We start from the raw sequence: 22,571 nt of genomic DNA, 5'->3' as shown, positions 1-22,571 counted from the left end.
CATGACGACCGCCAGGGACATCATGAAACCCGGTGCGCAGTGGATCTCGAAGGACGAGACCGTCGGGAAGGCCGCCAGGGTGATGGCCGAACTCGGCGTGGGATCGCTCGTCATCGCCGACGACAACGACCGGATGTGCGGGATCATCACCGACCGCGACATCGTGGTGAAATGCATTGCGCAGGGCCGTTCCCCGGCCACCACGCGCGCCGCGGAACTCTGCGAATCGACGCCGCGCTGGGTGGACGCCGAGGCCGACGTCGAGGACGTGCTGGACGCGATGGAGATTCACCGGGTCAAGCGGATGCCGGTGATCGACCACAAGCGCCTGGTCGGCATGATCAGCGAGGCCGACCTGGCCAGGCACCTCGACGACAATCAGCTCGGCGAGTTCGTGACGGCGATCTACGGCCGGCCCTAGGTTCAGGACAGATCGAGGTGACGGTTCATCGACATCGCCTCGTCGGCCAGTTCCTGGAGCTCGATCACCTCGACGCCTTGCTGTCGTAGCTTCTCCACGCCGACGCAATTGGCCACGAAGGTCGCGGGTTCGCGCCAGGCCAGCACCACCCGGGGAATCCCCGCGCGCAGGATCCGGTCGGTGCACGGCAGGCGGGTCGCGGTGCTGCGCTGCGAGCACGGTTCGAGGGTGGTGTAGATCGTCGCGCGGGACAGCCGGGGATCGTCCGCGTCGAGCTTGTCCAGCGCGGACTCCTCGGCGTGCACCTTCGCGTCGGTCTCGCGGGAGTATCCGGTGGCGATCTCGACGTCGTCGGCCACGATCACCGCGCCGACGGAGAACGCCGTGTCGCTCGGCGGGCACAGGCGCGCGAGTTCGATCGCCCGCCGCAGGTATCGAATGTCGCGGTCTGCCTGGTTTTCCGGCTTCGGCAGGTAGCGCAGCACGGCGACGTCACCGGCCTGGGTGACATCGGCCAGCCGCATCCGGCGGTGCGGGGCGCCGGGATAGCTTGCGGCGTCGAGGAATCGGGGTGCTCCGGGGTCGCCGACCAGCAGCGGCGCGACGGCCAGGTGCAACTCGTCGGCGAGGTCGGCGGCGAGGAAGGCGGTGTGGATGCGGGTGCCGCCCTCGACCATGAGCCGGGCGATGCCGCGGCGACCGAGGTCGTCCAGCAGTGCGCCGAAGTCGAGTTCGGTACCGAGAGAAACGACTTCAGTGAGGCAGGACAACCGGTCGCCGAGCCGCGTCGCACCCGCATCGGTGGTGTACACAAGCTTGTCGCCGCCGTGGTGCCAGAACCTGAGGCCCGGATCCAGGTCTCCGCTTGCCGTGACGGTGATCTTCAGCGGGAACTCCGGCTTGCCCGCGGCGATCCGCGTCGCCCGCCGGTCGGCACTGTCCACCAGCAACCGGGGATTGTCGCGCCGCAACGTCTCCGCGCCGATCAGGATCGCGTCGGAGTCCGCGCGCACCTGATCGACCCGATCGAAATCGGCCGTGCCCGACAGCCGCAGCCGCTCGGCGCTCGCGTCATCGATGTATCCATCGACACTCATCGCGACCGACAGGAGCACGTGCGGACGAGTCACCGTCATGCCGCGCTGCGCGAATCCGGCGACTGCGCTGCCTGCGTCTCCGCGCCACCGACCAGCCCGGTTCCGGCGCTCATTGCAGCACCAGGGCGGCGACCTCCGCCTCCAGCATTTCCACCAGGCTCTCCGCCGGGCGCTCGCCGCAGACGCCGAGCCAGTTGGCCAGCATCCGGTGCCCGCCCTGGGTCAGCACCGATTCGGGGTGGAACTGCACGCCGTGGATCGGCAGGGTGCGGTGCCGCATGGCCATCACGATGCCGGACTCGGTGCGGCCGAGCACCTCGATCTCCGCGGGCAGGGTGTCTTCGAGCACGGTGAGCGAGTGGTAGCGGGTCGCGGTGAACGGGTCGGGCAGGCCGGCCAGCACGCCCGCGCCGACGTGGAACACCGAGCTGGTCTTCCCGTGCAGCAGTTCGGGCGCGCGGGTCACCGTGGCGCCGAACGCCTCGCCGATGGCCTGATGGCCCAGGCACACGCCGAGCAGCGGGACATTGTGCGCGGCGCAGGCCCGCACCAGGTCGATGCTGGCGCCCGCGCGATCGGGGGTGCCGGGCCCGGGGCTGATCAGGATGCCGTCGAATTCGGTGACGACGGCGTCCACCTCGGCCAGGTTCGGGTCGTCGTTGCGCCAGACCACGGCCTCGACACCCAACTGCCCGAGGTACTGGACCAGGTTGAACACGAAGCTGTCGTAATTGTCGACGACCAGAACACGCATGGTCCGAGATTACGTCCCCGCACGCCGCCGCGTCGCATCCATTACCAGTTGGGATAGCCTAGACACACACCGGAGGGTGCCAGAGCCTCGTCCACTGCGGCGAGCGAGCTCCGCACGACCCACCCGCGCCTGCCCCGCCGGTACCGACCTGCACGCCGAAATACGAGGACGTCATGCCCAAGTCGAAGGTCCGGAAGAAGACCGACTACACGATCAACCCTGCCAGCCGGACTCCGGTGAAGGTGAAGGTCGGGCCGTCGCCGGTCTGGTACGTCACCATCATGCTCGGGTTCATGCTCGCCGGCCTGGCCTGGCTGCTCGTGTACTACCTCGCGGCCGACCACATCGGCTGGATGAACGATCTGAACGCGTGGAACTTCCTGATCGGCTTCGGCCTCATGGTGGTCGGTCTGATCATGACCATGCGGTGGCGCTGACACCACATCTGGGTTGTTTCCGGTGAACCGGACACCACATCTGGGTTACAGACGTGTCATTCATACACACCTGTGGATGAACCTGTGGACAACTCGAGGACCGATTGGGGAAAGTGACGCGTGACACCGGATTCTCCTGATCCCCAGTCGGCAGATTCCGCGCCGCGCGACGCCACGCCGCGACTCGCGTGGACCACGCCGACCCCCGCGCTCGTCGCGGTCACCGGTGGCGGCATCGTGCTGGCGGTCGCCGCGATCCTCGCCAACGAGGCCGCCAGCCGACTGCTCGTCGGGTTGGCCGCCGCCGGACTGCTGGTGCTGGCCGGACTGGGATTCCGGCAGCGACCTCGGCTTTCCGTGATTCCCGGGGCCGACCCGCGCATGGTTGTGCGCAATTTGCTGGGCGCCGACGAATACGTACGCGACCAGATCATCCGGGCGCGGGTGGTGGACTATCGCCGCCTCGGTCGCAAGATGCCGATGCTGGAGATCGACGTCGATCACGACGGCACCGAACGGCTGCTGATCTTCGGCCGCTGGGATCTCGGCACCCGGCCCGATGACGTCTACGACACCCTGGTCCACACCCTCCGACTGTCGGCTGAGGGCACCCGCTGAGCCGTTTCGGCCGGAGTTATACACAGGCTGGGCAGAACTTCGGCGCGGCTTCGCGTGTTTCACGTGAAGCCGCGCCGAACGTCGAATCAGGTCAGGGACATCGCCGTCGCGCCGGTCACGCCGACCGCCACCAAGGCGACGACCGCGACCGCGACCCAGCCGATGAGCCGCGCCGTGTCCTGGGATTTCGCGCGCAGCCAGGTCGGCAGGAACAGGATGCCCAGCGTCGCGAGCGTGCCCGCGGCCAGGCCGCCGAGGTGACCCCACAGCGAGATGCCCGGCAGCGAGAAGCTGATGAACACGTTGATGCCGATCAGGATCAGCATCTGATTGGGGTTCTGCCGCAGCCGGATCAGGATCACGGTGATCGCGCCGAACAGGCCGTACACCGCGCCCGAGGCGCCGGCGGTCGCACTGTCCTGGGAAAACACCATGACCGCGGCCGAGCCGCCGAGCAGGGACACCAGATAGACCGCGAGATAGCGCAGCCTACCGAGCACCAGCTCGGCGTCGCGGCCGATCACATACAGCGCGAACATGTTGAGCAGCAGGTGGATCGGACCGTAGTGCAGGAAGCCCGAACCGATCACCCGGAACCACTGACCGTCGGCGACCAACGGCGGGAACAGCACCCAGTCCGTGAACAACGCCGAGGCCCGGTTGTTCACCAGGCTCTTCGCCTGGGCGGCGGTGACGGCGAAGACCGCGACGTTGATCGCGATCAGCGCGTAGGTCACGTAGGGCAGCGACGCCCTGGCCACCGGCGCACCGGCGACGGTGCGGACCGGTGGCACGTCACGCCGCTCTTGCCGCAGGCAATCGACGCAGTGCTGGCCGACCGCCGCGGGGCGCAGGCATTCGGGACAGGCGGGCCGTCCGCAGCGCGTGCACGCCAGGCCGGTCGGACGTTGGGGATGGCGAACGCACGTCGGCGCAGGCGGCTGGTCGGTCATGAGCTCATTCGATCGTGATCTTGGTGATTTCGATGGATTCCAGCGGGCGGTCGTTGCGGTCGGTGGCGGTGGTGGCGATCGCGTCGACCACCTTGCGCGACTCGGGATCGACGACCTCGCCGAAGATGCTGTGCTTGCGGTTGAGGTGCGGCTGGGCGCCGACGGTGATGAAGAACTGCGACCCGTTGGTCGCGGGTCCCGCGTTGGCCATGGCCAGCAGGTAGCCGCGGTCGAAGCGCAGTTCCGGGTGGAATTCGTCGCCGAACTCGTAGCCCGGTCCGCCGCGCCCGGTACCGGTGGGATCCCCGCCCTGAATCATGAACCCGGCCATCACCCGGTGGAACACCGCGCCGTCGTAGAACGGGCCGGTGCTGCCGCCGCTCGCGTTCGCGGTGGTGTACGGCGCGGAACCGTCGGCCAGGCCGATGAAGTTGCGGACCGTCTTGGGCGCGTGGTTACCGAAGAGCGAGATCTTGATGTCGCCGCGATTCGTGTGCAGCGTCGCCACAGCGGTCTGATTCGGTGAGGTCACGCCGCAATGCTACGGTCCCGCCGCCCAGGAACCTCGGCGCACCGTCCGGTGCCGCCCGTGTCGGGTCGTGCGGGTGGCCGAGTTCGGCAACCGATTACGCGACGCTGAGCTGGCGCTACTGCATGAACGGCCCGGTTGTGCCAGCATGGGCCAATGACCTTGGGGCCCCTACATGTATCCGCACGTACTCGTAACCGGCTCATCGTCGCGGCCGCCGTCGCGCTGGCGGGTAGCGTCGCGTGGCTGATACGCAGTAAGCGGCCGCAACCGCCCGCGCCCGCCCCGGCGCCGCCACGGATCGGTTACTCGCGCAACGGCTCCGCGCCGGCCCCGGTCGCCGGGGCCGGCCTGGAGAACGGGCGCTGAGCGTCAGCGACTGACGGTGTTCTTGTACTGACGCACCGCCAGCGGCACGAACACCACCATGATCACGACCACCCAGATCAGCGTGGTCACCTCGGGATGGCGCAGTGACCACGCGGTGGGTTCGGGCGACAACGGACTGGTGTTGCCGAACAGGTCACGGGTCGCCTGGGTCAGCGCCGAGACCGGGTTCCATTCGGCGATCACCCGCAGTGCCGTCGGCAGCTTCTCACTCGGCACGAAGGTGTTGCCGATGAATGTCAGCGGGAAAACCACGATGAAGCTGGCGTTGTTGAACACCTCCGGCGCGCGGACCAGCAGACCGACGTAGGCCATGATCCAGGACACCGCGTAGGCGAACAGCAACAGCAGCACGTAGGCCAGCACCGCGTCCAGGAACGAGCCGCGGATCCGCCAGCCGACCACCAGGCCGGTCAGCGACATCACGGTCAGGCTGACCACGTTGATCACCACGTCGCTGAGCGTCCGGCCGATCAGCACGGCCGAGGGCGCCATCGGCAACGAGCGGAACCGGTCGATGATGCCCTTCTGCATGTCCTCGGCCAGCGCGGCACCGGTGAACGACGCACCGAACACCACGGTCTGCGCGAAGATGCCGGCGATCAAGAACTCGCGGTACCCGCCGGAGACGCCGGGCACGTCGATCGCCGCTCCGAAGATGTAGGCGAACAGCAGCACGAACATGATCGGCGAGAGCGTCGAGAAGATCAGCACGTCCGGTACGCGCCGGATCTTGATCACGCCGCGCTTCGCGATGGTCAGGCTGTCGCTGACCACCATCGACAGCCGGTCGACGAGCGAGGGCCGGTCATTGACCGAAACCACGGTGGTCATCGGGTCTTTCCTTCCGCTGCTTCGAGCTTTGCGGCCGCATCGCGACCGTTGTCGTTGACCAGTTCCTCCGCCTCGTGCCCGGTGAGGGTGAGGAAGACATCGTCGAGCGAGGGCCGCCGCAGCCCGACGTCGTGGATCTTGACGTCGTGCTCGGCCAGCTTGCCGATCGCCGCGACCAGCGCCTGCGAGCCGTCCGAGACCGGCACGGTGATCCGGCGCAGCCCGGGTTCGACGTGAATCTCGCCGTCCGCCAGGCCTTTCAGCGCCTGCATCGCGGTGCCGAGGTTGTCCGCGTGATCCACGGTCAACTCGATCCGGTCGCCGCCGACCAGCGTCTTGAGCTCATCGGCGGTGCCGCGGGCGATCACCTTGCCGTGGTCGATCACCGCGATCGCGTCGGCCAGCCGGTCGGCCTCGTCCATGTACTGCGTGGTGAGCAACAGGGTGGTGCCGCCCGCCACCAGCTCCTCGATGACGTCCCACAGATCGAGCCTGGCCCGGGGATCCAGGCCGGTGGTCGGCTCGTCCAGGAACAGCACCGGCGGGTTCGCGACCAGTGCGCCGGCCAGGTCGAGTCGCCTGCGCATACCGCCGGAATACGTTTTCACCGGACGGTCGGCGGCGTCGCTGAGCCGGAAACGATCGAGTAGTTCGCGGGCGCGCGCTTTACTGGGTTGCACGCCCATGTGATAGAGACGCCCGACCATTTCCAAATTCTCGAAACCGGTCAGATATTCGTCCACCGCGGCGTACTGGCCGGACGCGCCGATCCGGGAGCGCAGCGTCCGCGGGTCACGCAGCACGTCGATGCCCGCGACCGTCGCCCGGCCTTCGTCCGGCACCAGCAGCGTGCTGAGCACCCGGACCGTGGTGGTCTTACCTGCGCCGTTGGGTCCGAGCAGCGCGGTGACGGTCCCCTCCGGGACCGAGAGGTCGAGTCCGTCGAGGGCGACCAGATCGCCGTATCGTTTGACCAGACCCTCGGCGACTATTGCGTCGGGCATGATTCTCCTGAGTTCGTGAGTTTCGTAGGATGTATTTGCTCGACGCCAGTGCTCTGCCGCCTGCCGAATTCGCCGGATCGGGACCGATTTCCGATACTCGAGTCAGTATTGCGCCACCCACCGACAATTTCATCCGATTTGTTCGGTTTCTCGATCATGAAAAAGGAACCTCCCGGCACGGGGCAGTCGGCCGCGTGGCGAGTAGATCTCTCTACAATGTACAGAGTTTGCGAGCCGCTGCCCACCCTCAAATTTGCCGCGGCACCCGTGCGCTGACAGACAAAGGTCGCACCTCGATCCAGGCGGTGCTCGGGGGTGCCGGATCGAAGTGCGACGGGTTCGATACTCCCGTGCCGCACCGACTCCGGTCGCGGGTAGCTGACTACTCGATTCGCCGCCGCGCAGTACTCACGTTCGGGCGCGCCGACGCGAAACCGCCCGAGCGCCTTGCCCGCTCGGCCGATGTGACTGGTCGCGACCCTGGTGAGCACGAACACATGTTCACACCGGGGTACGACAGATTTGCGGGCCGTGAATCCGCCTGCCGAAACGACACGCGGCGCCGCCCGCGGCCGATGAGCGCGAATCACCCATATCCGACAGCGATCCTCGCCACACAGCGACCGGTCGGCATGTTTTCTGCCGTTGTCGGCACTCTGGGTTCGACCCCGGACAAACTAGGTATCGACCTGTGCAACAGTCGTTTTGGCAAACACCAGGCCACCCTCGAAGAGTGCCCCCGCGGGGTGCCCCGAGTACCCCAAACGCCCTCGAACAAGCAGAAAGTAAGCCCACCCAAAAAATCTTGGAAAAGTGGCCCTCCCCACGCGCACACAATCGGGGATCATCGCGTAGGATCATTCAGGTCGGCCCCTCCCCCCCGGGCCGACCTTACGCGGGCCTCGGCTAACTCCCCCCCTTCGCCGAGGCCCGCTCCCCATTTTCGGACCAGGTCAGACGGCCTGATCCGGTCCGGGTCGCACTGATCGCCAGGCCGTTGCCAGCCGCTGATCGCGCACCCGTCCGGCGATCGCGAGCAGCGGACGATCCCGCTCCCACCGTTGCCTCGTCGCCGAATCCACCGACGCCCACAGGGAATCCAGCTCCGTCAGCATCGTGCCGACACATTCGAACGCGCCACCCAGCGCGACGTGCACGCCCGGCGAACTCGGCGCATCGATGTCCAGCCCGCGCACCGCCGACACCGCGGTGAGCAGTCGTTGCAGCGCGGACTGCGGCCAGTCCGCCGCCCGCGCCACCCGGACCAGCCAGCCCAGCGCCGCCGCGAGCACGTGCACGTCCTCGATCGTGCGGAACGGCTTGAGGTAATCCAGGTAGCCGTCGCCCGGCAACACCACTGCCGCAACATCGGTCAGCGTGACCATCGCGTGCGGGATCTCCGGGGCGAACGCGGTCGCGGGCAGATTCGTCACGTGCACCCCGGCGGTCTGCACGTCGACCATGGTGGCGCGCAACCGATTCCGGCCCGACTCGTCCGCGCCCACACTCGCGATCACCACCAGCCGGTGTGCCATCCGGCCAAGCGTGGCAAAGGTTTTCGTCCCGTTGAGCCGGACGGCGCCCTGGTCTTCGGTCAGCGTCGTCAGGATCGCCGACGGATGCCCGCCACCCGCCTCGGTCGCGCACAACGCGACCAGCTCGTCTGCGGGCAGATCCGGAATCAGCGTGCGCAACGCCTCCTGATAACCGGACAGGAACGCGTAACCCAGCCGGTCCGCGCCGAAGCCGCCGGCCAGGGCGACGTCGACCGGTTTACCGAATCGGTTCGCGGCCACCCGATGTCGGGTCCAGGCCGCGGCGACATCGTCGAGCGGGGCCGCGGCGAGCGGTTCGGTCAGCAGGAAATCGAGCACGGAGTCCACTCGTGCACGGTAACCGGCGACCGCCCGCCGCGGCCCGTCGTCAGACCGCGACGCGTTCGGCGCCGACCGGTGCCCGCCAGATCCGGCTGCGCAGATCCAGCCCGCGAATCACCTGGATCCGCCACGGATCCAGCCGCAGGATCTGCAGTTTCGGGTCCTGCGGCGAGCGCCAGAACTGGCCGAGGTCGTACCCGGCGCCGGGCGGGCTGGTCTGCCGGTACAGCTGCCAAACCCGCTGCCTGACCTCGGGCGAGTCGACCCACTCCGCGGTCGCGTCCACCGCCACCGAATTGTTGCCCGGCGCCCAATAGGAGAAGTTCACGTGTGGATTGGCGGCGATGTGCGCCTCCTTGACCGGCGTCCGGTAGGTGGCCAGCCAGCCGAGCGGGTGACCGTCGATCTTCTCCCAGATGGGGATCAGCACCCGGGTCCGCGGCCGATGCTGCCGATCCACGGTCACCATGGTGGCGTAGCCGATCTGCCCGACGTATCTGTCGAACTCCGGCTCGAGGTCCGTGAACGACGCGACCTTGCTCGTCATGCCCCTGCTCCTTCCGTGCGACCGGTCACAACGGATCGCCTGGCGGTCGGCGTGCGTACGATCGCGCGCCCCGTTCGGCAACCGCTTCGGTCGGTTACTAATTGTTACTGACAGCATCATGCGTCACCGATGCTGACCACGGAAGACGGCACTTTCGAGTCCCTCGGTTACCGCACGGATACCGACGAACCGATCGCACCGCCAGCCGAACGGTCGGTCGATGTCGCATTGGTGACCGTCCGGCAAACTACGGCGCTGCGCATGCGCGTTCCGCCGGCGAGCGGTAACACTGAAGAGTCACATTCGCCTGCGAAAGGAGCCTGACCTGTGCCGAAACCGGACGAAGCACGCAAACGGGCACTTTTCGACAACGAAGCCAGATTGTCCTGGGTACTGGCCGCATTGGCCGGATTGATCGGTGCCGCGGCGTTCATGCATACCGCCGGCTACTTCGTCACCTTCATGACCGGCAACACCGAGCGCGCCATCCTCGGCCACTTCCATCAGCAGAACGACACCGCCCTCGCGGCCGCCGGGCTGCTCGCCTCGTTCGTGGGTGGCGTCGTCGTCGCCTCCTGGTGCCGCAGGCGCTACTGGTCCGGCCATCCGCACGGCCCGACCCTGCTGACCACGTTCAGCCTGGCCACCGCCTCGATCATCGACATCGTGCGCTTCCAGAACCCGGATACCGCCTCCATCGACTTCGTGCCGATCCTGTTCGTCGCCTTCGGCGTCGGCGCGCTGAACACCTCGTTCGTCAAGGACGGCGAGGTGTCCGTGCCGCTGAGCTACGTCACCGGAACCTTGGTGAAGCTGGCCCAGGGCATCGAACGCCACATGAGCGGCGGGGATTACGCCGACTGGCTCGGCTACTTCCTGCTCTACCTGAGTTTCGCCCTGGGCGCCCTGCTCGGTGGTCTGCTGAGCATGCTCGTCGCCGGTTGGGCAATGCTGATCACCGCCACCGTCGTCTGCCTGATCGTCACCGGCTACACCTATCTGCACCTCGATCGGCACGGACCGCTCTCCGAGCAGTGACTCCTGTGCAGTCGTCGGTCCTGCCGGTTACGGTGGCCGCGTGGAGGAGAACATCGGGACCGACGCAGACCAGTTCGCAGCGCTCGTCCTGCACCAACTGACCGCCGCCGGCCAGCACGACGCGGAGTACGACCCCGGCGATTTCAAGATCACCGTCGGCAGTCTCCAGCTGTACCTCGGCAACATCTATCGCGAGACCGCCGGGCTCGGCGCGGAAGACCGGGACCGCCGAATCGCGAACTTCGTCGCCGGCCTGACCGACGACGACACTCCGGACAGCTGGGCCGAGGTCCGCCCGCTGCTGCGACCGATCCTGCGCCCAAGCACCTTCGGCATCAGCTCCCCCGCCGACGGCATGCGGCCGATCTCCCGCCCCGCCTTCCCGTTCATCGACGAACTCGTCGCCATCGACCGCCCGCACTCCCGCTCCATCGTCTCCACGGCGACCCTGCGGGACTTGAACGTCAGCGCCGACGAGGTCTTCGCCGCCGCCCGCGAAAACCTCACCGCCCTGGTCGGTTCCGGCGGCTTCCAGGGTGACGGCCTGATCCACTTCGCCGACAACGGCGACGGCTACTGCACCTCCTGGCCCCTGGTCCCCGGCTGGCTCGCCGGCTCCGGCGACGGCACCCACCGCCCCATCGCCTTCCTCCCCGACGTGGACACCCTCATCATCGCCCCCGACCTGGACGACCTCGCGCCCCTCTTCGAACACGTCGAACAGCGCTACCGAGAAGCCGTCCGCCCCATCTCCCCCCAGGCCTACACGGTCGACGACCACGGCACCGTGATACCGCTCGACCAATCCCCCGACCACCGCCACCGCGCCCTGGCCCTGCGCGCCCGATGTGGTTTGGCCGTAACCGAATACGGCGCCCAGTCCACCGCCCTGGAGCAAGCCGTAGACGACCACCTCGCCTACCCCGACCACGAAGACCTGGCCCCCGCCTTCGCCGGCTCGGTCATGTACGTAGCCGACGACACCGGCCCCTACACCGCCACCATCTGGGGCAAAGACGTCGAATACCTACTCCCCGAAGCCGATCGAGTCATCTTCTGCACCGAAGAGAACGGCCAGATGCACACCCTCTTCGAAGTCCCCTTCCCCGCCGTAGCCGAGGTAGTCGGCCTGACCCCCATCCCGAACATGTCCCCCCGCCGCTACGAAATCCGCCACTGGCCGACCCCCGAAACCCTCGCCCGCCTGGAAGCGGCCGCAATCCCCCGCTGAAAAGCGAAAAGCACCCCAGCCCTCTCGCATCCGAGAAGTACTGGGGTGCTGAATATCCCACGTCACCCACCGATGGCCTCAGCCGTTCCACGTGGAACAAGCTGAGGCGCGCCAGATTTCACCCGTCCGGCCAGTGAGTCCGCCAGCGTCGGCAGGATTCACACCTGCCCGACAACACAATCCAGGGCAACACAATCCAGGCTGAGGCGATAAGCAAAAGTTGGGTGGCAGTCAACAGAACCACTCCACAACCCAGGACTGCCGACCAGAGAGGGGGGTCCGGGGGGCAAAGCCCCTCCGGGCGGGGCGTGGGGGCTGCGCCCCCACAAAACACGCGGAACGAGCCCGGCTCATGCCTTCCATGAGCATGAGCAACCTACGAGTGGAGCCTAGGGGAATCGAACCCCTAACCCCTGCCTTGCAAAGGCAGTGCTCTGCCAATTGAGCTAAGGCCCCGAGTCAGCGGGTGGTGACCTCGTGCCACATGTCCGCGTCGTTGCGCTGGCGCAGCTTGGAGATGCCGATGAGAACCGCTACCACGGCACCTACCGTGACAAGAAACTTCATGGTTCCCACCCTACTGTGATGTTCGGGAGTGGGCCTAGGAGGACTTGAACCTCCGACCTCTTCGTTATCAGCGAAGCGCTCTAACCGCCTGAGCTATAGGCCCGTATGGCTCTTGTGTTCTTCCACCTGAGCCGAGGCTAGAGATTACCCGACTTGCACATGAACGACCAAAACGGCTGGTAGAAGGGCCGATATCGATCGAAAAACGGCCGGTGCCGGCCCCTGGATGGGGACGGCACCGGCCGGTGGTTTTCGAGGTTTTCTAGTCGGGGTCGGCCAGGGTGACCTGGATGCCGCCGACCAGATCGCAGCACTGGTTGTAGATGAACGTGCCGACGGTGCCGAGGGCGGTGAACAGCACCACGTTGATCAGCCCGATGACGCCCGCGTAGCCGAAGACGGTGCCCGCGTCGATGAGCCCGACCGATCCGCTGTCCTGCGAGACCATGTCGGTGAAGGTGTTGTTCAACCGCTCCCACACGCCCATGCCCTCGAGCACGATGTAGAGCAGGCCGACGGCGAGCATCCAGACGAAGAACATGGCGACGCTGATCACCAGCGAGATCTTCAGGGTCGACCAGGGGTCGATCCGGCGGATCTGCACGGTGGCGCGCAGCGGCTCGCCGGTGGCGACGGCCGCGGCGACCGCGACCGGCACGGCGGGCGAGATCGGCGTCTGCGGGCCGGTGTGCTCGGCCGACGGCGGCAGCGGGTGCCGGATCTCGGAGAGGTCCGGCATGTCCTTGATCAGTTCGGGCCGGGCGATGCTGCGGGTCGGTCCGTCGATGCCGACGGACTTCACCATGGCGGCTTCCTTGCGTGCCGCCTTGGCCGCGAGGTCGGCGGTGGTGCGCGCGTTGGATACGCCACCGCCGAGACCACCGCCGCTCAGACCGCCGCCACCCGGGCCGCCGGAGCCGCTCGGGCGTCCGGTGACCGGCGCCTGGCCGGGCCGGTACAGGTTGGACTGTGGTTCCCGCTGCGGCAGTTGTGCCCAGCCGTCCTGGAACGGCGATTGGCCACCACCGTTGCCACCGGACTGATCCCCCGACTCGGGTGCGCCGGGCTCTGAGTTGTTCATGCGGACAGTCTGATCGAACGGATCTTGGCCGCTTTGACCGGGAGCCTGCTCCGGCCCCTTCGGCTTGCCCGCGAAATCGCCTTGCTGGTCTTGCATTTCGCGCTGCTGTCCGCCTTGCTGGCCGGACGGGCCGCCGCCGGGTTGATTACCGTGCTGCTGCCCGCCCGGCTGGCCTGCGGCGGATTGCCCACCACCACCGTTCGGCTGGCCGCCACCTGGCTGCCCGCCGCCCGGCTGGCCGTGATCGGCCGACGAATTCGGCCGGGGGATCGGCCGCGGCGGAATCGGGGACGGTGCGATCCGCTCGGTCACACCGTTCGTCTGGTGCCGCTCGTCATTCGGCTGATTCGGAGTGGTCAATGGGAATCCTTAGATCCGTTCGTTGCCGCCGCTGGTGGGTTTACTCGGAAGAACCGGTGTCGCTGTCGTCGCCGGCGAGCAGGTCGGGATCGGGCTCGTCGGCGTTGCGCGCGATAGCAAGCAACGTATCGCCCTCGCCGAGGTTCATCAATCGCACGCCCTTGGTCTGTCGTCCAGCCTTACGCACCTGCTTGGCCACGGTCCGGATGACACCACCACCGGACGTGATCGCGTACAACTCATCCTCGTCCTCGACGATGAGCGCACCGACAAGGGTGCCACGCTTGGGGTCGTATTGGACGGTCAATACACCTTTACCGCCCCGGCCCTGCGCCGTGTACTCCTCGATCGCAGTCCGCTTAGCGTAACCGCCGGCGGTCGCCACCAGCAGGTATGTATCCGGCCGCACAACATTGAGCGACAAGAGTTCATCCGAGGCGTTGAACCGCATGCCCTGCACGCCGGAGGTGGCCCGGCCCATCGGACGCAGCGCCTCGTCGGTCGCGGAGAACCGGATCGACTGGCCCAGCGCCGAGACCAGCAGCAGGTCGTCGTCGGCCGAGCACAGCACGGCGCCGACCAGTTCGTCCTCGTCGCGCAGGTTCACCGCGACGATGCCGCCGGTGCGGTTGGAGTCGAAATCGGTGAGCTTCGACTTCTTCACGAGGCCATTCTTGGTGGCGAGCACCAGATATGGGGAGTCTTCGTAGGATTTCAGCTGGATGATCTGGGCGATCTTCTCGTCCGGCTGGAAGGCGAGCAGGTTGGCCACGTGCTGACCGCGCGCGGTCCGGCTGGCCTCGGGCAGCTCGTAGGCCTTGGCCCGGTACACCCGGCCCTTGTTCGTGAAGAACAGCAGCCAGTCGTGCGTTGACGAGATGAAGAAGTGCTTGACCAGGTCGTCCTGCTTGAGCCCGGCGCCCTGCACGCCCTTGCCGCCGCGCTTCTGGCTGCGGTAGAGGTCGGTCTTGGTGCGCTTGGCGTAGCCGGTCTCGGTGATGGTGACGACCACGTCCTCGCGGGCGATCAGGTCCTCGTCGGCCACGTCGCCGTCGGCCGCGATGATCCGGGTGCGCCGGTCGTCGCCGTACTTCTCGACGATCTCGGCCAGCTCGTCGCGCACGATGGCGCGCTGACGCTCCGGCTTTTCGAGAATGTCCTTCAAGTCGGCGATTTCGAGCTCGATCTTGGCCAACTCGTCGACGATCTTCTGCCGCTCCAACGCCGAGAGGCGGCGCAGCTGCATGTCGAGGATGGCGGTGGCCTGGATCTCGTCGATGTCAAGCATCTGCATCAGGCCGGTGCGCGCGGTGTCGGTGTTGGCCGAACGCCGGATCAACGCGATCACCTCGTCGAGCGCGTCCAGCGCCTTGACCAGGCCGCGCAGGATGTGGGCCCGCTCCTCGGCCTTGCGCAGCAAGTACTTGGTACGCCGGACGATGACGTCCAACTGGTGCTTGACGTAGTGCCGGATCATCTGGTCGAGCCGCAGCGTGCGCGGCACGCCGTCGACGATCGAGAGCATGTTGCAGCCGAAGCTGGTCTGCAACTGGGTGTGCTTGTAGAGGTTGTTCAGCACGACCTTGGCGACGGCGTCGCGCTTGACCGTGACCACGATCCGCATGCCCGCGCGGTCGGAGGACTCGTCGTGGATGTCGGAGATGCCGGCGATCTTGCCGTCGCGCACCTGCTCGGCGATCGCGTTGATGAAGTTGTCCGTGTTGACCTGGTACGGCAGCTCGGTGATGACCAGGGTCGTGCGGCCCTTGTTGTCTTCCTCGATCTCGACCACGCCGCGCATCCGGACCGAGCCGCGGCCGGTGGAGTAGGCATCGTGGATGCCCTGCCCGCCGACGATCAGGCCGTAGGTCGGGAAGTCCGGACCCTTGACCCGCTCGATACAGGCGGCCAGCGTGGACTCTTCGTCGGCGTCGAAGTTGTCCAGCGCCCAGTAGATCGCGTCGGCCAGTTCGCGCAGGTTGTGCGGCGGGATGTTGGTCGCCATGCCGACCGCGATGCCGTTGCTGCCGTTCATCAGCAGTGCGGGCACCCGGCTGGGCAGCACGGTCGGCTCCTGCGAGCGACCGTCGTAGTTCGGCACGAAATCGACCGTCTCGTGGTCGATCTCGCGCAGCATCTCCATCGCGAGCGGGGTCAACCGGCACTCGGTGTATCGCATGGCGGCCGCGCCGTCGTTGCCGCGCGAGCCGAAGTTGCCCTGGCCGTCGACCAGCGGGTAGCGCAGCGACCACGGCTGCGCCATGCGCACGAGGGTGTCGTAGATCGAGCTGTCGCCGTGCGGGTGGTAGTTACCCATGGTCTCGGCGACCGGACGCGCGGACTTCACATAGCCGCGGTCGGGCCGATACCCGTTGTCGTACATGGCGTACAGCACACGCCGGTGCACCGGCTTGAGGCCGTCGCGCACCTCGGGCAGCGCGCGGCCGACGATCACGCTCATCGCGTAATCGATGTAGCTGTTCTGCATTTCCTGCTGGATGTCGACCGGGTCGATCCGGTCGCCGCCGGCGCCTCCGTACGGAGGCAGCGTCGTGTCGGTCATGAAGTCTCCTTAGCGGGCCTGGTGCGGTTGCGGTGACGTGGCAACGCGCACCGGCTTATACGTCGAGGAAGCGAACGTCCTTGGCATTACGGGTGATAAAGCTGCGGCGGGCCTCTACGTCCTCGCCCATCAGCACGCTGAACAGCTCGTCGGCCGCGGCCGCGTCGTCCAGGGTGACCAGCTTGAGCACGCGCACCGAGGGGTCCATCGTGGTCTCCCACAGTTCCTTGGCGTTCATCTCGCCGAGACCCTTGTAGCGCTGGACGCCGTCTTCCTTGTTGATCTTCTTGCCCGACGCGAGACCCGCCTCGAGCAGGCCGTCGCGCTCGCGGTCGGAGTAGGCGAACTCCGGATCGCTGCGCTGCCACTTGAGCTTGTACAGCGGCGGCTGCGCGAGATACACGTGGCCCTGTTCGACCAGCGGGCGCATGAACCGGAACAGCAGCGTGAGCAGCAGGGTCGCGATGTGCTGGCCGTCCACGTCGGCGTCGGCCATCAGCACGATCTTGTGATAGCGCAGCTTGGCGATGTCGAACTCGTCGTGGATGCCGGTGCCGAACGCGGTGATGATCGACTGGACTTCGTTGTTCTTCAGCACCCGGTCGATGCGGGCCTTCTCGACGTTGATGATCTTTCCGCGCAGCGGCAGGATCGCCTGGTACATCGAGTCGCGCCCGGACTTCGCCGAGCCACCGGCGGAATCGCCCTCCACGATGTAAATTTCGGACTTGCTCGGGTCCTTGGACCGGCAGTCGGCCAGCTTGCCCGGCAGGCCGCCGAGATCGGTCGCGCTCTTGCGGCGCACCAGCTCCCGGGCCTTACGGGCCGCGACGCGCGCCTGCGCCGAGGAGACCGCCTTGTTCACGATGGTCTTCGCGTCGGCCGGGTTGGCCTCGAACCAGTGCGAGAGGTGCTCGTTGCATGCCTTCTGCACGAACGACTTGACCTCGGTGTTGCCGAGCTTGGTCTTGGTCTGACCCTCGAACTGCGGCTCGGAGACCTTCACGCTGACGATCGCGGCCAGGCCCTCGCGGATGTCGTCACCGGTGAGGTTGCCGTCTTTTTCCTTGAGCAGCTTCTTGTCTTTGGCGTACTTGTTCACCACCGTGGTCAGCGCCGCGCGGAAGCCCTCTTCGTGGGTGCCGCCCTCGTGCGTGTTGATGGTGTTGGCGAAGGTGTGCACGCTCTCGGAGTAGCCCGAGTTCCACTGCATGGCGACCTCGAGCTCGTGGCCGGTGCCCTTGCCGGTGAACCCGACGACCGAGTTGTGGATCGGCTGCTTGGTCCGGTTGATGTGGCGGACGAAGTCCTCCAGGCCACCCGGGTAGTGGTAGGTGCGCTTCTTCACCTTGTGCTCGACCGGCGCGGCGACGTCTTCGGCCTCGGCGTGCTTCGGCGCGTCGGCAGTCTCGCTGACCACGTCGTCGGTGATCTCGGCGTCGGTGACCCGCTCGTCGGTCAGGGTGATGGTGAGTCCCTTGTTCAGGAACGCCATCTCCTGGAGCCGGCGGGCGACCGTCTCGAAGTTGTAGGTGGTGGTTTCGAAGATGTTCGGGTCGGCCCAGAACCGAATCGTGGTGCCGGTCTTCTTGGACGGATCGCCTTGCAGGAGCTTGCCGGGGACCGAGTCCTTGTAGGTCTGGGTCCAGTGGAAGCCGTCGCGGTCGATCTCCGCCTCCAGCTGGGAGGACAGCGCGTTCACCACGGAGATACCGACACCGTGCAGACCACCGGACACCGCGTAGGAGTCGGAGTCGAACTTGCCGCCGGCGTGCAGCTGGGTCATGACCACCTCGATGGTCGGGACGCCCTGCGCGTGCATCGCCACCGGGATGCCACGGCCGTCGTCCACCACCTCGACGCCGCCGTCGGCGAGCAGGGTGACCTCGACCTTGGACGCGTACCCGGCCATCGCCTCGTCGACGGAGTTGTCGACGACCTCCCAGATCAGGTGGTGCAGACCACGCTCACCGGTGGAACCGATGTACATGCCTGGACGCTTGCGGACCGCCTCGAGTCCTTCGAGGACCGTGATGGACGAGGCGCCGTAATCCGCCTTGCCCGAGGAAGCGTTGGTCGAGCCCGATGCGTTGGAGTCGTTGGCAGCCACTGGTCGGTAGCTCTCCTTACTTGCTGATCCTCCTGGCGAGGCACTGCACAGCACGCGTTGATCCCTGGCCATGACTGCTCGAGAAATACAGGGCCACGCGGGCTGTACGGGACGCACCGAAGGTGATCGCCGCTAGTTACGTCACCATCCTACTGGTACACCCAACCTACAGTGCACCTACGACACCCCTGACGGCTCCGTGAATGCGAGAAATCGGATTGTCGCGAGTCTGTTCCGCCTTTCGGGGCTTTAGCTCGCCTCTGGGAGGATTCGGGCGGTGCGCATCGCGGGACCATCCGGGCGGCACAAGGTCACCGGGCGGTATGCCCGGATTTCCGGCCGCGCGGGCGTTAACCGGCGGTTCGCGAACCGAGCGATACCGGCCCTCGGTTTCACGTGGAACGCGGCCGTTTTACCCGTAGGTATCGCGTGGTCCGCGACCGCGCACGTGCCGTTCGCCCTTGCGCCAGCTGGGCGCCGCGGGCCCGCTGATCTTCAGCGAGGTCACGATGCCCGGACCGACCGCGGCGCTGATCTTCGCCAGGATCTGGCTCTGCAACATGCGCAATTGGGTTGCCCAGGCGGTGGATTCGGCCGCGATGCTCAGCACGTTGTCCTTCAGCGTCAACGGGGTGGCATGGGCGGCGATGTCCTCGCCGACGACGCCGGCCCAGCGGCCGAACACCGTGCCCTCGGCGACCTTGGCGGACCAGCCGCGGTTCTTCGCCAAGGAGCCGGTCAACGCGCCGAACAGCTGGGGATCACGCGGATCCGGGCCCGCGCCCGACCAGCCGCTGCGCCGCCGCGCCCCGGTCCGCAGCTTGCGCTGCGGCGAGGAACGCCCCTGCCCAACGGACTTCCCACTCGCCTTTGCCGCGGCCCGCGCCTCTTCGAGTGCCCGCCTGGCCAGATCCACACCGCGCAATTCCGGCTCTTTACCTGCCGGTTCGGCGCCATTTTGATCGGTCACCAGGCTCCTCTCGTCTCGCGCGGCCAGAGGGTCACTCTACGACAGCGCACCGACAGAACAGACGCCTCAGATGCGGCAATACCCGCACTAGTTGTCCACAGGACCTGTTGATAACCATGCTTTTCTGTGCATACGTCACAGTGCGTTCGTCATGATGCCGGGGTAACCGGCTCGGCGATCCGGGAGGTGCGGCCGTCGCCGCCACCGCTGGTTTCCACCCGCAGCGGCACGGCGGCGAGTTCGGCCGGGACGTCCTCCGGCACCGCGGCGGTGATCAACACCTGTTCCGCGCCCGCGGCGACGGCGGCCAGGGCGGTGCGCCGACGGCGGTCGAGTTCGGCGAACACGTCGTCGAGCAGCAGCACCGGTTCGGATCCGTTGGCGCGCAACAGCTCGAACGCGGCCAGGCGCAGGGCGAGGGCGAACGACCAGGATTCGCCGTGACTGGCGAAACCCTTGGCCGGCGCCTCACCGAGGTTCAGTTCCAATTCGTCACGGTGCGGACCGACGAGACAGACGCCGCGTTCGAGTTCCTTCGTCCGGGCGGTGGCCAGCTCGCGCAGCATGATCGCTTCGAGCGCCTCGGTGTCGTCCGGTGCGGGTTCCCTTGCCGGATCCAGGAATTCGGGCGGCAAGGTGGCGCTGCGGTAAGCGATTGCGGCAGGCCGGGATTCGGGCGCGAGCGAGGCGTAGGCCTGGGCGAGGTATGGGTACAGGTCGTGCACCAGGCGCAGCCGGTAGGTCAGCAGCACCGAGGCGTGGGTGGCCAGGTGACCGTCCCACACGTCGAGGGTGCTCAGATCCGACTTCGATCGGGCTTGCCGCCCAGCGGATTTCAACAATGCCGAGCGCTGGCGCAGCACCCGGTCGTAGTCGCTGCGCACGGCGGCGAGCCTGGGCAGCCGAGCTGTGCACAACTCGTCCATGAACCGCCGGCGCTCGCCCGGATCGCCGCGCACCAGCGCGAGATCCTCGGGCGCGAACAGCACCGTCTGCAGGATGCCGAGGATCTCCCGCGGTCGCCGGGCGGGCGAGCGATTGATCTGCGCGCGATTGGCGGCGCCCTGGTTCAGCTCGATGTCGATGCGCAGTTCGCGGCCGGTGTTGACCACGGACGCGCCGATCCTGGCCTTGTCCGCGCCCAGCCGGATCAGCGGGGCATCGGCGGAGACCCGATGCGAGCCGAGGGTGGCCAGGTAGCCGATCGCCTCGAGCAGGTTGGTCTTGCCGTTGCCGTTCGAGCCGAGGAAAACCGTTCGGCCTGGGGATAATTCGAGTTCCGCGTGGTCCCAGGAGCGGAAGTCACGCAGCGACAGTGTTCTGATGAACATCCGCTACCTGGCCCCTACCTGCGCGAGTTCCGTCACTTGAAGTTGTGCACAACGCATCCACGCGGGCGCCGAAACCGTCGCCGCCCATGCACAGTCTGTGTGCGACCTGTGCATGAATCTCGCCGAACTCGGCCGCCCGATCGCCGAATCCCGCAGCGTGGCTATCGGTTTCGCGGCGACCGAGGCAACGACCGAACTCGGATCGCGGTCGTGCACAGGTGCTCAGCCCGGCAGCCGGACCGGCATCAGCAGGTAGGTGTACGGGCTGTCCAGGGCGGCGAACGCGCCCGACTCGAGCACCTTCGGCTCGTCCTCGACGGCGGGCAGCAGCACCGCGGGCCGGCTCGGCGTGGTGAACCCGAAGGTGACCCGCTCGGCGTGCAGCGCGGACAGGCCGTCGATCAGGTAGCCCGGGTTGAACGCGATGGTCAGCGATTCGCCGCGGAAGTCGGCCTCCAGCCATTCCTCGGCGCGACCGGCATCGTCGCCACCGGCGGACAGTTGCAGGCCCTCGGTGGAGAACTCCAGCCGCACCTGGGCGCCGCGCTCGGCGACCAGGGCGACGCGCTTGATCGCCTCGGTCAGCACGGACACCTGGAGGGTGGCGATCGAGGTGTGTTCCTTCGGCAGCAGCTGACGGAACTTGGGGAATTCGGCGTCGAGCAGCCTGGTGGTGGTCCGGCGGCCCGCGTTCACGATGCCGAGCAGGCCGTCCGACCCGGCACCGGTGCCGAGCGAAAGCTGCACGGGCGCATCGGAAGAGCCGAGCGTCTTGGCGGCCTCGGACAGCGTCCTGGCCGGGATGAGCACCGCGGTCTCGATCGCGGCATCGGCAGGCGACCACTCGATGTGGCGAACCGCGAGACGGAACCGGTCGGTGGCCGCGAGCACCACCTTCGAACCCTCGATCTCGACGCGGATGCCGGTGAGCATCGGGAGCGTGTCGTCGCGGCCAGCCGCGACGGCGACCTGGCCGACCGCGTTGGCGAACACGTCGACGCTCAGCTCGCCGGTCTGCTGCGGCACCTCGGGCAGCTGGGGATAGTCCTCGACCGGCATGGTCGGCAGGGAGAACTTCGCACTGCCACAGGCGATCAGCACCCGGGTGCCGTCCACCGACACGTCGACCGGCTTGTTCGACAGCGACTTGGTGATGTCGGCGAGCAACCGGCCGGAGACGAGAACCTCGCCCGGACCGGCGACCTCGGCGGCGACCCGCATCTGCGCGGAGACCTCGTAGTCGAAGCCGGAGACGGTGAGCCCGCCTTCGTCGGCGACCAGCAGCACGCCACCGAGTACCGGGACGGGAGGCCGGGACGGGAGGCTACGTGCCACCCAGGCAACCGATTCGGCGAAGTCCTCTCGGGCGACCCGAAACTTCATGCTTGCAAGCTCCATCGCCCGATCTGTCCTCTCCCAGTTCCGTGAGCTGTTATGCGGTGGCCGGACATTCGTCCTCCAAGCCTGTCGGCTCGTTCAACATTGATTCGCGCAGGATGTGGATCAGCCGCCATGGAAAGTGTGGCACAGGCGACCGACACCAAACCGTACCCGCGACTGGAGCTGTGGCCTAGCCCGACCCTCCGGCGGTTCTTGTCGGCCTGACGTTCGGTCATCCCGGTGAGTGCGTGGCAGGTGTGTGGATCCTGTCGAGGACCGAACTGTCGCTCGTAGGTCTGCTCCCCTCTTCTCCTTGCCTGGGGACGGGAGTGGTTCGAGTCGTGACTCTCCTCAACCCGACTTTCCACACACCTGTTTTAAAGAAGGTTCTTCTAGGAGAAGAACTGAAGTAGTAGTAGGCACTGTGGAATCTGTGCACTGACGCCGAATTCGCAGGTCAGCGGGCGTGGTGCCGTGGGGAT

At 67.0% G+C, this 22,571-nt stretch carries 21 protein-coding genes and 2 tRNA genes; 6 read left to right on the top strand and 17 right to left on the bottom strand.

The window, feature by feature from the left end; translation table 11 throughout:
• The first annotated feature begins 1 nt into the window (after window position 1).
• Window positions 2-421 carry a CBS domain-containing protein gene (locus tag F3087_RS04715; RefSeq protein ID WP_150400482.1) on the top strand — a complete coding sequence of 140 codons (420 nt, stop codon included), beginning with the start codon at window positions 2-4 and terminating at the stop codon, window positions 419-421.
• A 2-nt stretch (window positions 422-423) separates the two neighbouring features.
• On the opposite strand, the gene F3087_RS04710 is transcribed toward F3087_RS04715, so the two are convergent.
• Complete coding sequence (locus tag F3087_RS04710; RefSeq protein ID WP_223884815.1) at window positions 424-1,557, bottom strand: dihydrofolate reductase family protein; 1,134 nt, start codon at window positions 1,555-1,557, stop codon at window positions 424-426.
• A 70-nt stretch (window positions 1,558-1,627) separates the two neighbouring features.
• A complete protein-coding gene (locus tag F3087_RS04705) occupies window positions 1,628-2,272 on the bottom strand; it encodes an aminodeoxychorismate/anthranilate synthase component II (protein WP_150400481.1) in 645 nt (214 codons plus the stop codon).
• Between the two features lie 173 nt (window positions 2,273-2,445).
• On the opposite strand from F3087_RS04705, the gene crgA reads away from it, so the two are divergent.
• Entirely contained in the window at window positions 2,446-2,709 is a 264-nt protein-coding gene (gene crgA / locus F3087_RS04700; protein ID WP_150400480.1) for a cell division protein CrgA, read from the top strand.
• A 120-nt stretch (window positions 2,710-2,829) separates the two neighbouring features.
• Window positions 2,830-3,327: a PH domain-containing protein gene (locus F3087_RS04695; protein ID WP_150400479.1), complete on the top strand. Its 498-nt coding sequence runs from the start codon at window positions 2,830-2,832 to the stop codon at window positions 3,325-3,327.
• Between the two features lie 86 nt (window positions 3,328-3,413).
• On the opposite strand, the gene F3087_RS04690 is transcribed toward F3087_RS04695, so the two are convergent.
• On the bottom strand, window positions 3,414-4,280 hold the full coding sequence (locus F3087_RS04690) for a rhomboid family intramembrane serine protease (protein WP_150400478.1): 867 nt from the start codon (window positions 4,278-4,280) through the stop codon (window positions 3,414-3,416).
• A 4-nt stretch (window positions 4,281-4,284) separates the two neighbouring features.
• Window positions 4,285-4,812, bottom strand: coding sequence for a peptidylprolyl isomerase (locus F3087_RS04685; RefSeq protein ID WP_150400477.1), 528 nt, complete (start codon window positions 4,810-4,812; stop codon window positions 4,285-4,287).
• Between the two features lie 153 nt (window positions 4,813-4,965).
• On the opposite strand from F3087_RS04685, the gene F3087_RS04680 reads away from it, so the two are divergent.
• Window positions 4,966-5,178 carry a hypothetical protein gene (locus tag F3087_RS04680; protein ID WP_150400476.1) on the top strand — a complete coding sequence of 71 codons (213 nt, stop codon included), beginning with the start codon at window positions 4,966-4,968 and terminating at the stop codon, window positions 5,176-5,178.
• Window positions 5,179-5,181: 3 nt separating this feature from the next.
• Here F3087_RS04680 and F3087_RS04675 read toward each other — a convergent pair whose 3' ends face one another.
• The 4 genes from F3087_RS04675 to F3087_RS04660 all read right to left on the bottom strand — a co-directional run bounded on the left by F3087_RS04675 (window position 5,182) and on the right by F3087_RS04660 (window position 9,458).
• Window positions 5,182-6,030 (bottom strand): ABC transporter permease, encoded by an 849-nt coding sequence (locus F3087_RS04675; RefSeq protein WP_150400475.1) that lies wholly within the window; start codon window positions 6,028-6,030, stop codon window positions 5,182-5,184.
• Window positions 6,027-7,034: an ATP-binding cassette domain-containing protein gene (locus F3087_RS04670; protein WP_150400474.1), complete on the bottom strand. Its 1,008-nt coding sequence runs from the start codon at window positions 7,032-7,034 to the stop codon at window positions 6,027-6,029. The genes F3087_RS04675 and F3087_RS04670 overlap by 4 nt, the downstream gene beginning before the upstream one ends.
• A 953-nt stretch (window positions 7,035-7,987) precedes the next feature.
• A complete protein-coding gene (locus F3087_RS04665) occupies window positions 7,988-8,917 on the bottom strand; it encodes an acyl-CoA dehydrogenase family protein (protein WP_150400473.1) in 930 nt (309 codons plus the stop codon).
• Window positions 8,918-8,957: 40 nt separating this feature from the next.
• Complete coding sequence (locus tag F3087_RS04660) at window positions 8,958-9,458, bottom strand: pyridoxamine 5'-phosphate oxidase family protein (RefSeq protein ID WP_150400472.1); 501 nt, start codon at window positions 9,456-9,458, stop codon at window positions 8,958-8,960.
• 327 nt (window positions 9,459-9,785) lie between these two features.
• Here F3087_RS04660 and F3087_RS04655 point away from each other — a divergent pair, with 327 nt between their 5' ends.
• Window positions 9,786-10,496, top strand: coding sequence for a YoaK family protein (locus tag F3087_RS04655; RefSeq protein ID WP_150400471.1), 711 nt, complete (start codon window positions 9,786-9,788; stop codon window positions 10,494-10,496).
• Window positions 10,497-10,536: 40 nt separating this feature from the next.
• On the top strand, window positions 10,537-11,727 hold the full coding sequence (locus F3087_RS04650; protein WP_150400470.1) for a hypothetical protein: 1,191 nt from the start codon (window positions 10,537-10,539) through the stop codon (window positions 11,725-11,727).
• A 383-nt stretch (window positions 11,728-12,110) separates the two neighbouring features.
• Here F3087_RS04650 and F3087_RS04645 read toward each other — a convergent pair.
• The 9 genes from F3087_RS04645 to dnaN all read right to left on the bottom strand — a co-directional run bounded on the left by F3087_RS04645 (window position 12,111) and on the right by dnaN (window position 22,107).
• Window positions 12,111-12,183 (bottom strand) — tRNA-Ala (locus F3087_RS04645).
• A gap of 3 nt (window positions 12,184-12,186) precedes the next feature.
• Complete coding sequence (locus F3087_RS46425) at window positions 12,187-12,294, bottom strand: DLW-39 family protein (protein ID WP_223884814.1); 108 nt, start codon at window positions 12,292-12,294, stop codon at window positions 12,187-12,189.
• A gap of 29 nt (window positions 12,295-12,323) precedes the next feature.
• Window positions 12,324-12,397, bottom strand: a tRNA-Ile gene (locus F3087_RS04640).
• 159 nt (window positions 12,398-12,556) lie between these two features.
• Window positions 12,557-13,735, bottom strand: coding sequence for a DUF3566 domain-containing protein (locus F3087_RS04635; RefSeq protein WP_191093765.1), 1,179 nt, complete (start codon window positions 13,733-13,735; stop codon window positions 12,557-12,559).
• Window positions 13,736-13,775: 40 nt separating this feature from the next.
• Window positions 13,776-16,298, bottom strand: coding sequence for a DNA gyrase subunit A (gene gyrA / locus F3087_RS04630; protein WP_150400469.1), 2,523 nt, complete (start codon window positions 16,296-16,298; stop codon window positions 13,776-13,778).
• Between the two features lie 55 nt (window positions 16,299-16,353).
• Window positions 16,354-18,408 (bottom strand): DNA topoisomerase (ATP-hydrolyzing) subunit B, encoded by a 2,055-nt coding sequence (gyrB, locus tag F3087_RS04625; RefSeq protein WP_150400468.1) that lies wholly within the window; start codon window positions 18,406-18,408, stop codon window positions 16,354-16,356.
• Window positions 18,409-18,820: 412 nt separating this feature from the next.
• Window positions 18,821-19,381, bottom strand: a complete 561-nt coding sequence (locus F3087_RS04620; protein WP_375908412.1) for a DUF721 family protein — start codon at window positions 19,379-19,381, stop codon at window positions 18,821-18,823.
• Between the two features lie 146 nt (window positions 19,382-19,527).
• Window positions 19,528-20,709, bottom strand: a complete 1,182-nt coding sequence (recF, locus tag F3087_RS04615) for a DNA replication/repair protein RecF (protein WP_150400466.1) — start codon at window positions 20,707-20,709, stop codon at window positions 19,528-19,530.
• Window positions 20,710-20,931: 222 nt separating this feature from the next.
• Complete coding sequence (gene dnaN, locus F3087_RS04610; RefSeq protein ID WP_150400465.1) at window positions 20,932-22,107, bottom strand: DNA polymerase III subunit beta; 1,176 nt, start codon at window positions 22,105-22,107, stop codon at window positions 20,932-20,934.
• Between the last annotated feature and the right edge of the window lie 464 nt (window positions 22,108-22,571).

The organism is Nocardia colli, assembly GCF_008704205.1.
Taxonomy (GTDB): domain Bacteria; phylum Actinomycetota; class Actinomycetes; order Mycobacteriales; family Mycobacteriaceae; genus Nocardia; species Nocardia colli.
This window is presented reverse-complemented; position numbering and strand designations above follow the sequence as displayed.

Bases quoted from the DNA above. Each gene is read 5' to 3' on its own strand.
- F3087_RS04670 (WP_150400474.1), bottom strand. From the start codon at position 7,034: ATGCCCGACGCAATAGTCGCCGAGGGTCTGGTCAAACGATACGGCGAT.
- recF (WP_150400466.1), bottom strand. From the start codon at position 20,709: ATGTTCATCAGAACACTGTCGCTGCGTGACTTCCGCTCCTGGGACCAC.
- F3087_RS04710 (WP_223884815.1), bottom strand. From the start codon at position 1,557: ATGACGGTGACTCGTCCGCACGTGCTCCTGTCGGTCGCGATGAGTGTC.
- F3087_RS04690 (WP_150400478.1), bottom strand. From the start codon at position 4,280: ATGACCGACCAGCCGCCTGCGCCGACGTGCGTTCGCCATCCCCAACGT.
- dnaN (WP_150400465.1), bottom strand. From the start codon at position 22,107: ATGGAGCTTGCAAGCATGAAGTTTCGGGTCGCCCGAGAGGACTTCGCC.
- F3087_RS04705 (WP_150400481.1), bottom strand. From the start codon at position 2,272: ATGCGTGTTCTGGTCGTCGACAATTACGACAGCTTCGTGTTCAACCTG.
- F3087_RS04675 (WP_150400475.1), bottom strand. From the start codon at position 6,030: ATGACCACCGTGGTTTCGGTCAATGACCGGCCCTCGCTCGTCGACCGG.
- crgA (WP_150400480.1), top strand. From the start codon at position 2,446: ATGCCCAAGTCGAAGGTCCGGAAGAAGACCGACTACACGATCAACCCT.
- F3087_RS04680 (WP_150400476.1), top strand. From the start codon at position 4,966: ATGACCTTGGGGCCCCTACATGTATCCGCACGTACTCGTAACCGGCTC.
- gyrA (WP_150400469.1), bottom strand. From the start codon at position 16,298: ATGACCGACACGACGCTGCCTCCGTACGGAGGCGCCGGCGGCGACCGG.
- F3087_RS46425 (WP_223884814.1), bottom strand. From the start codon at position 12,294: ATGAAGTTTCTTGTCACGGTAGGTGCCGTGGTAGCGGTTCTCATCGGC.
- F3087_RS04715 (WP_150400482.1), top strand. From the start codon at position 2: ATGACGACCGCCAGGGACATCATGAAACCCGGTGCGCAGTGGATCTCG.
- F3087_RS04660 (WP_150400472.1), bottom strand. From the start codon at position 9,458: ATGACGAGCAAGGTCGCGTCGTTCACGGACCTCGAGCCGGAGTTCGAC.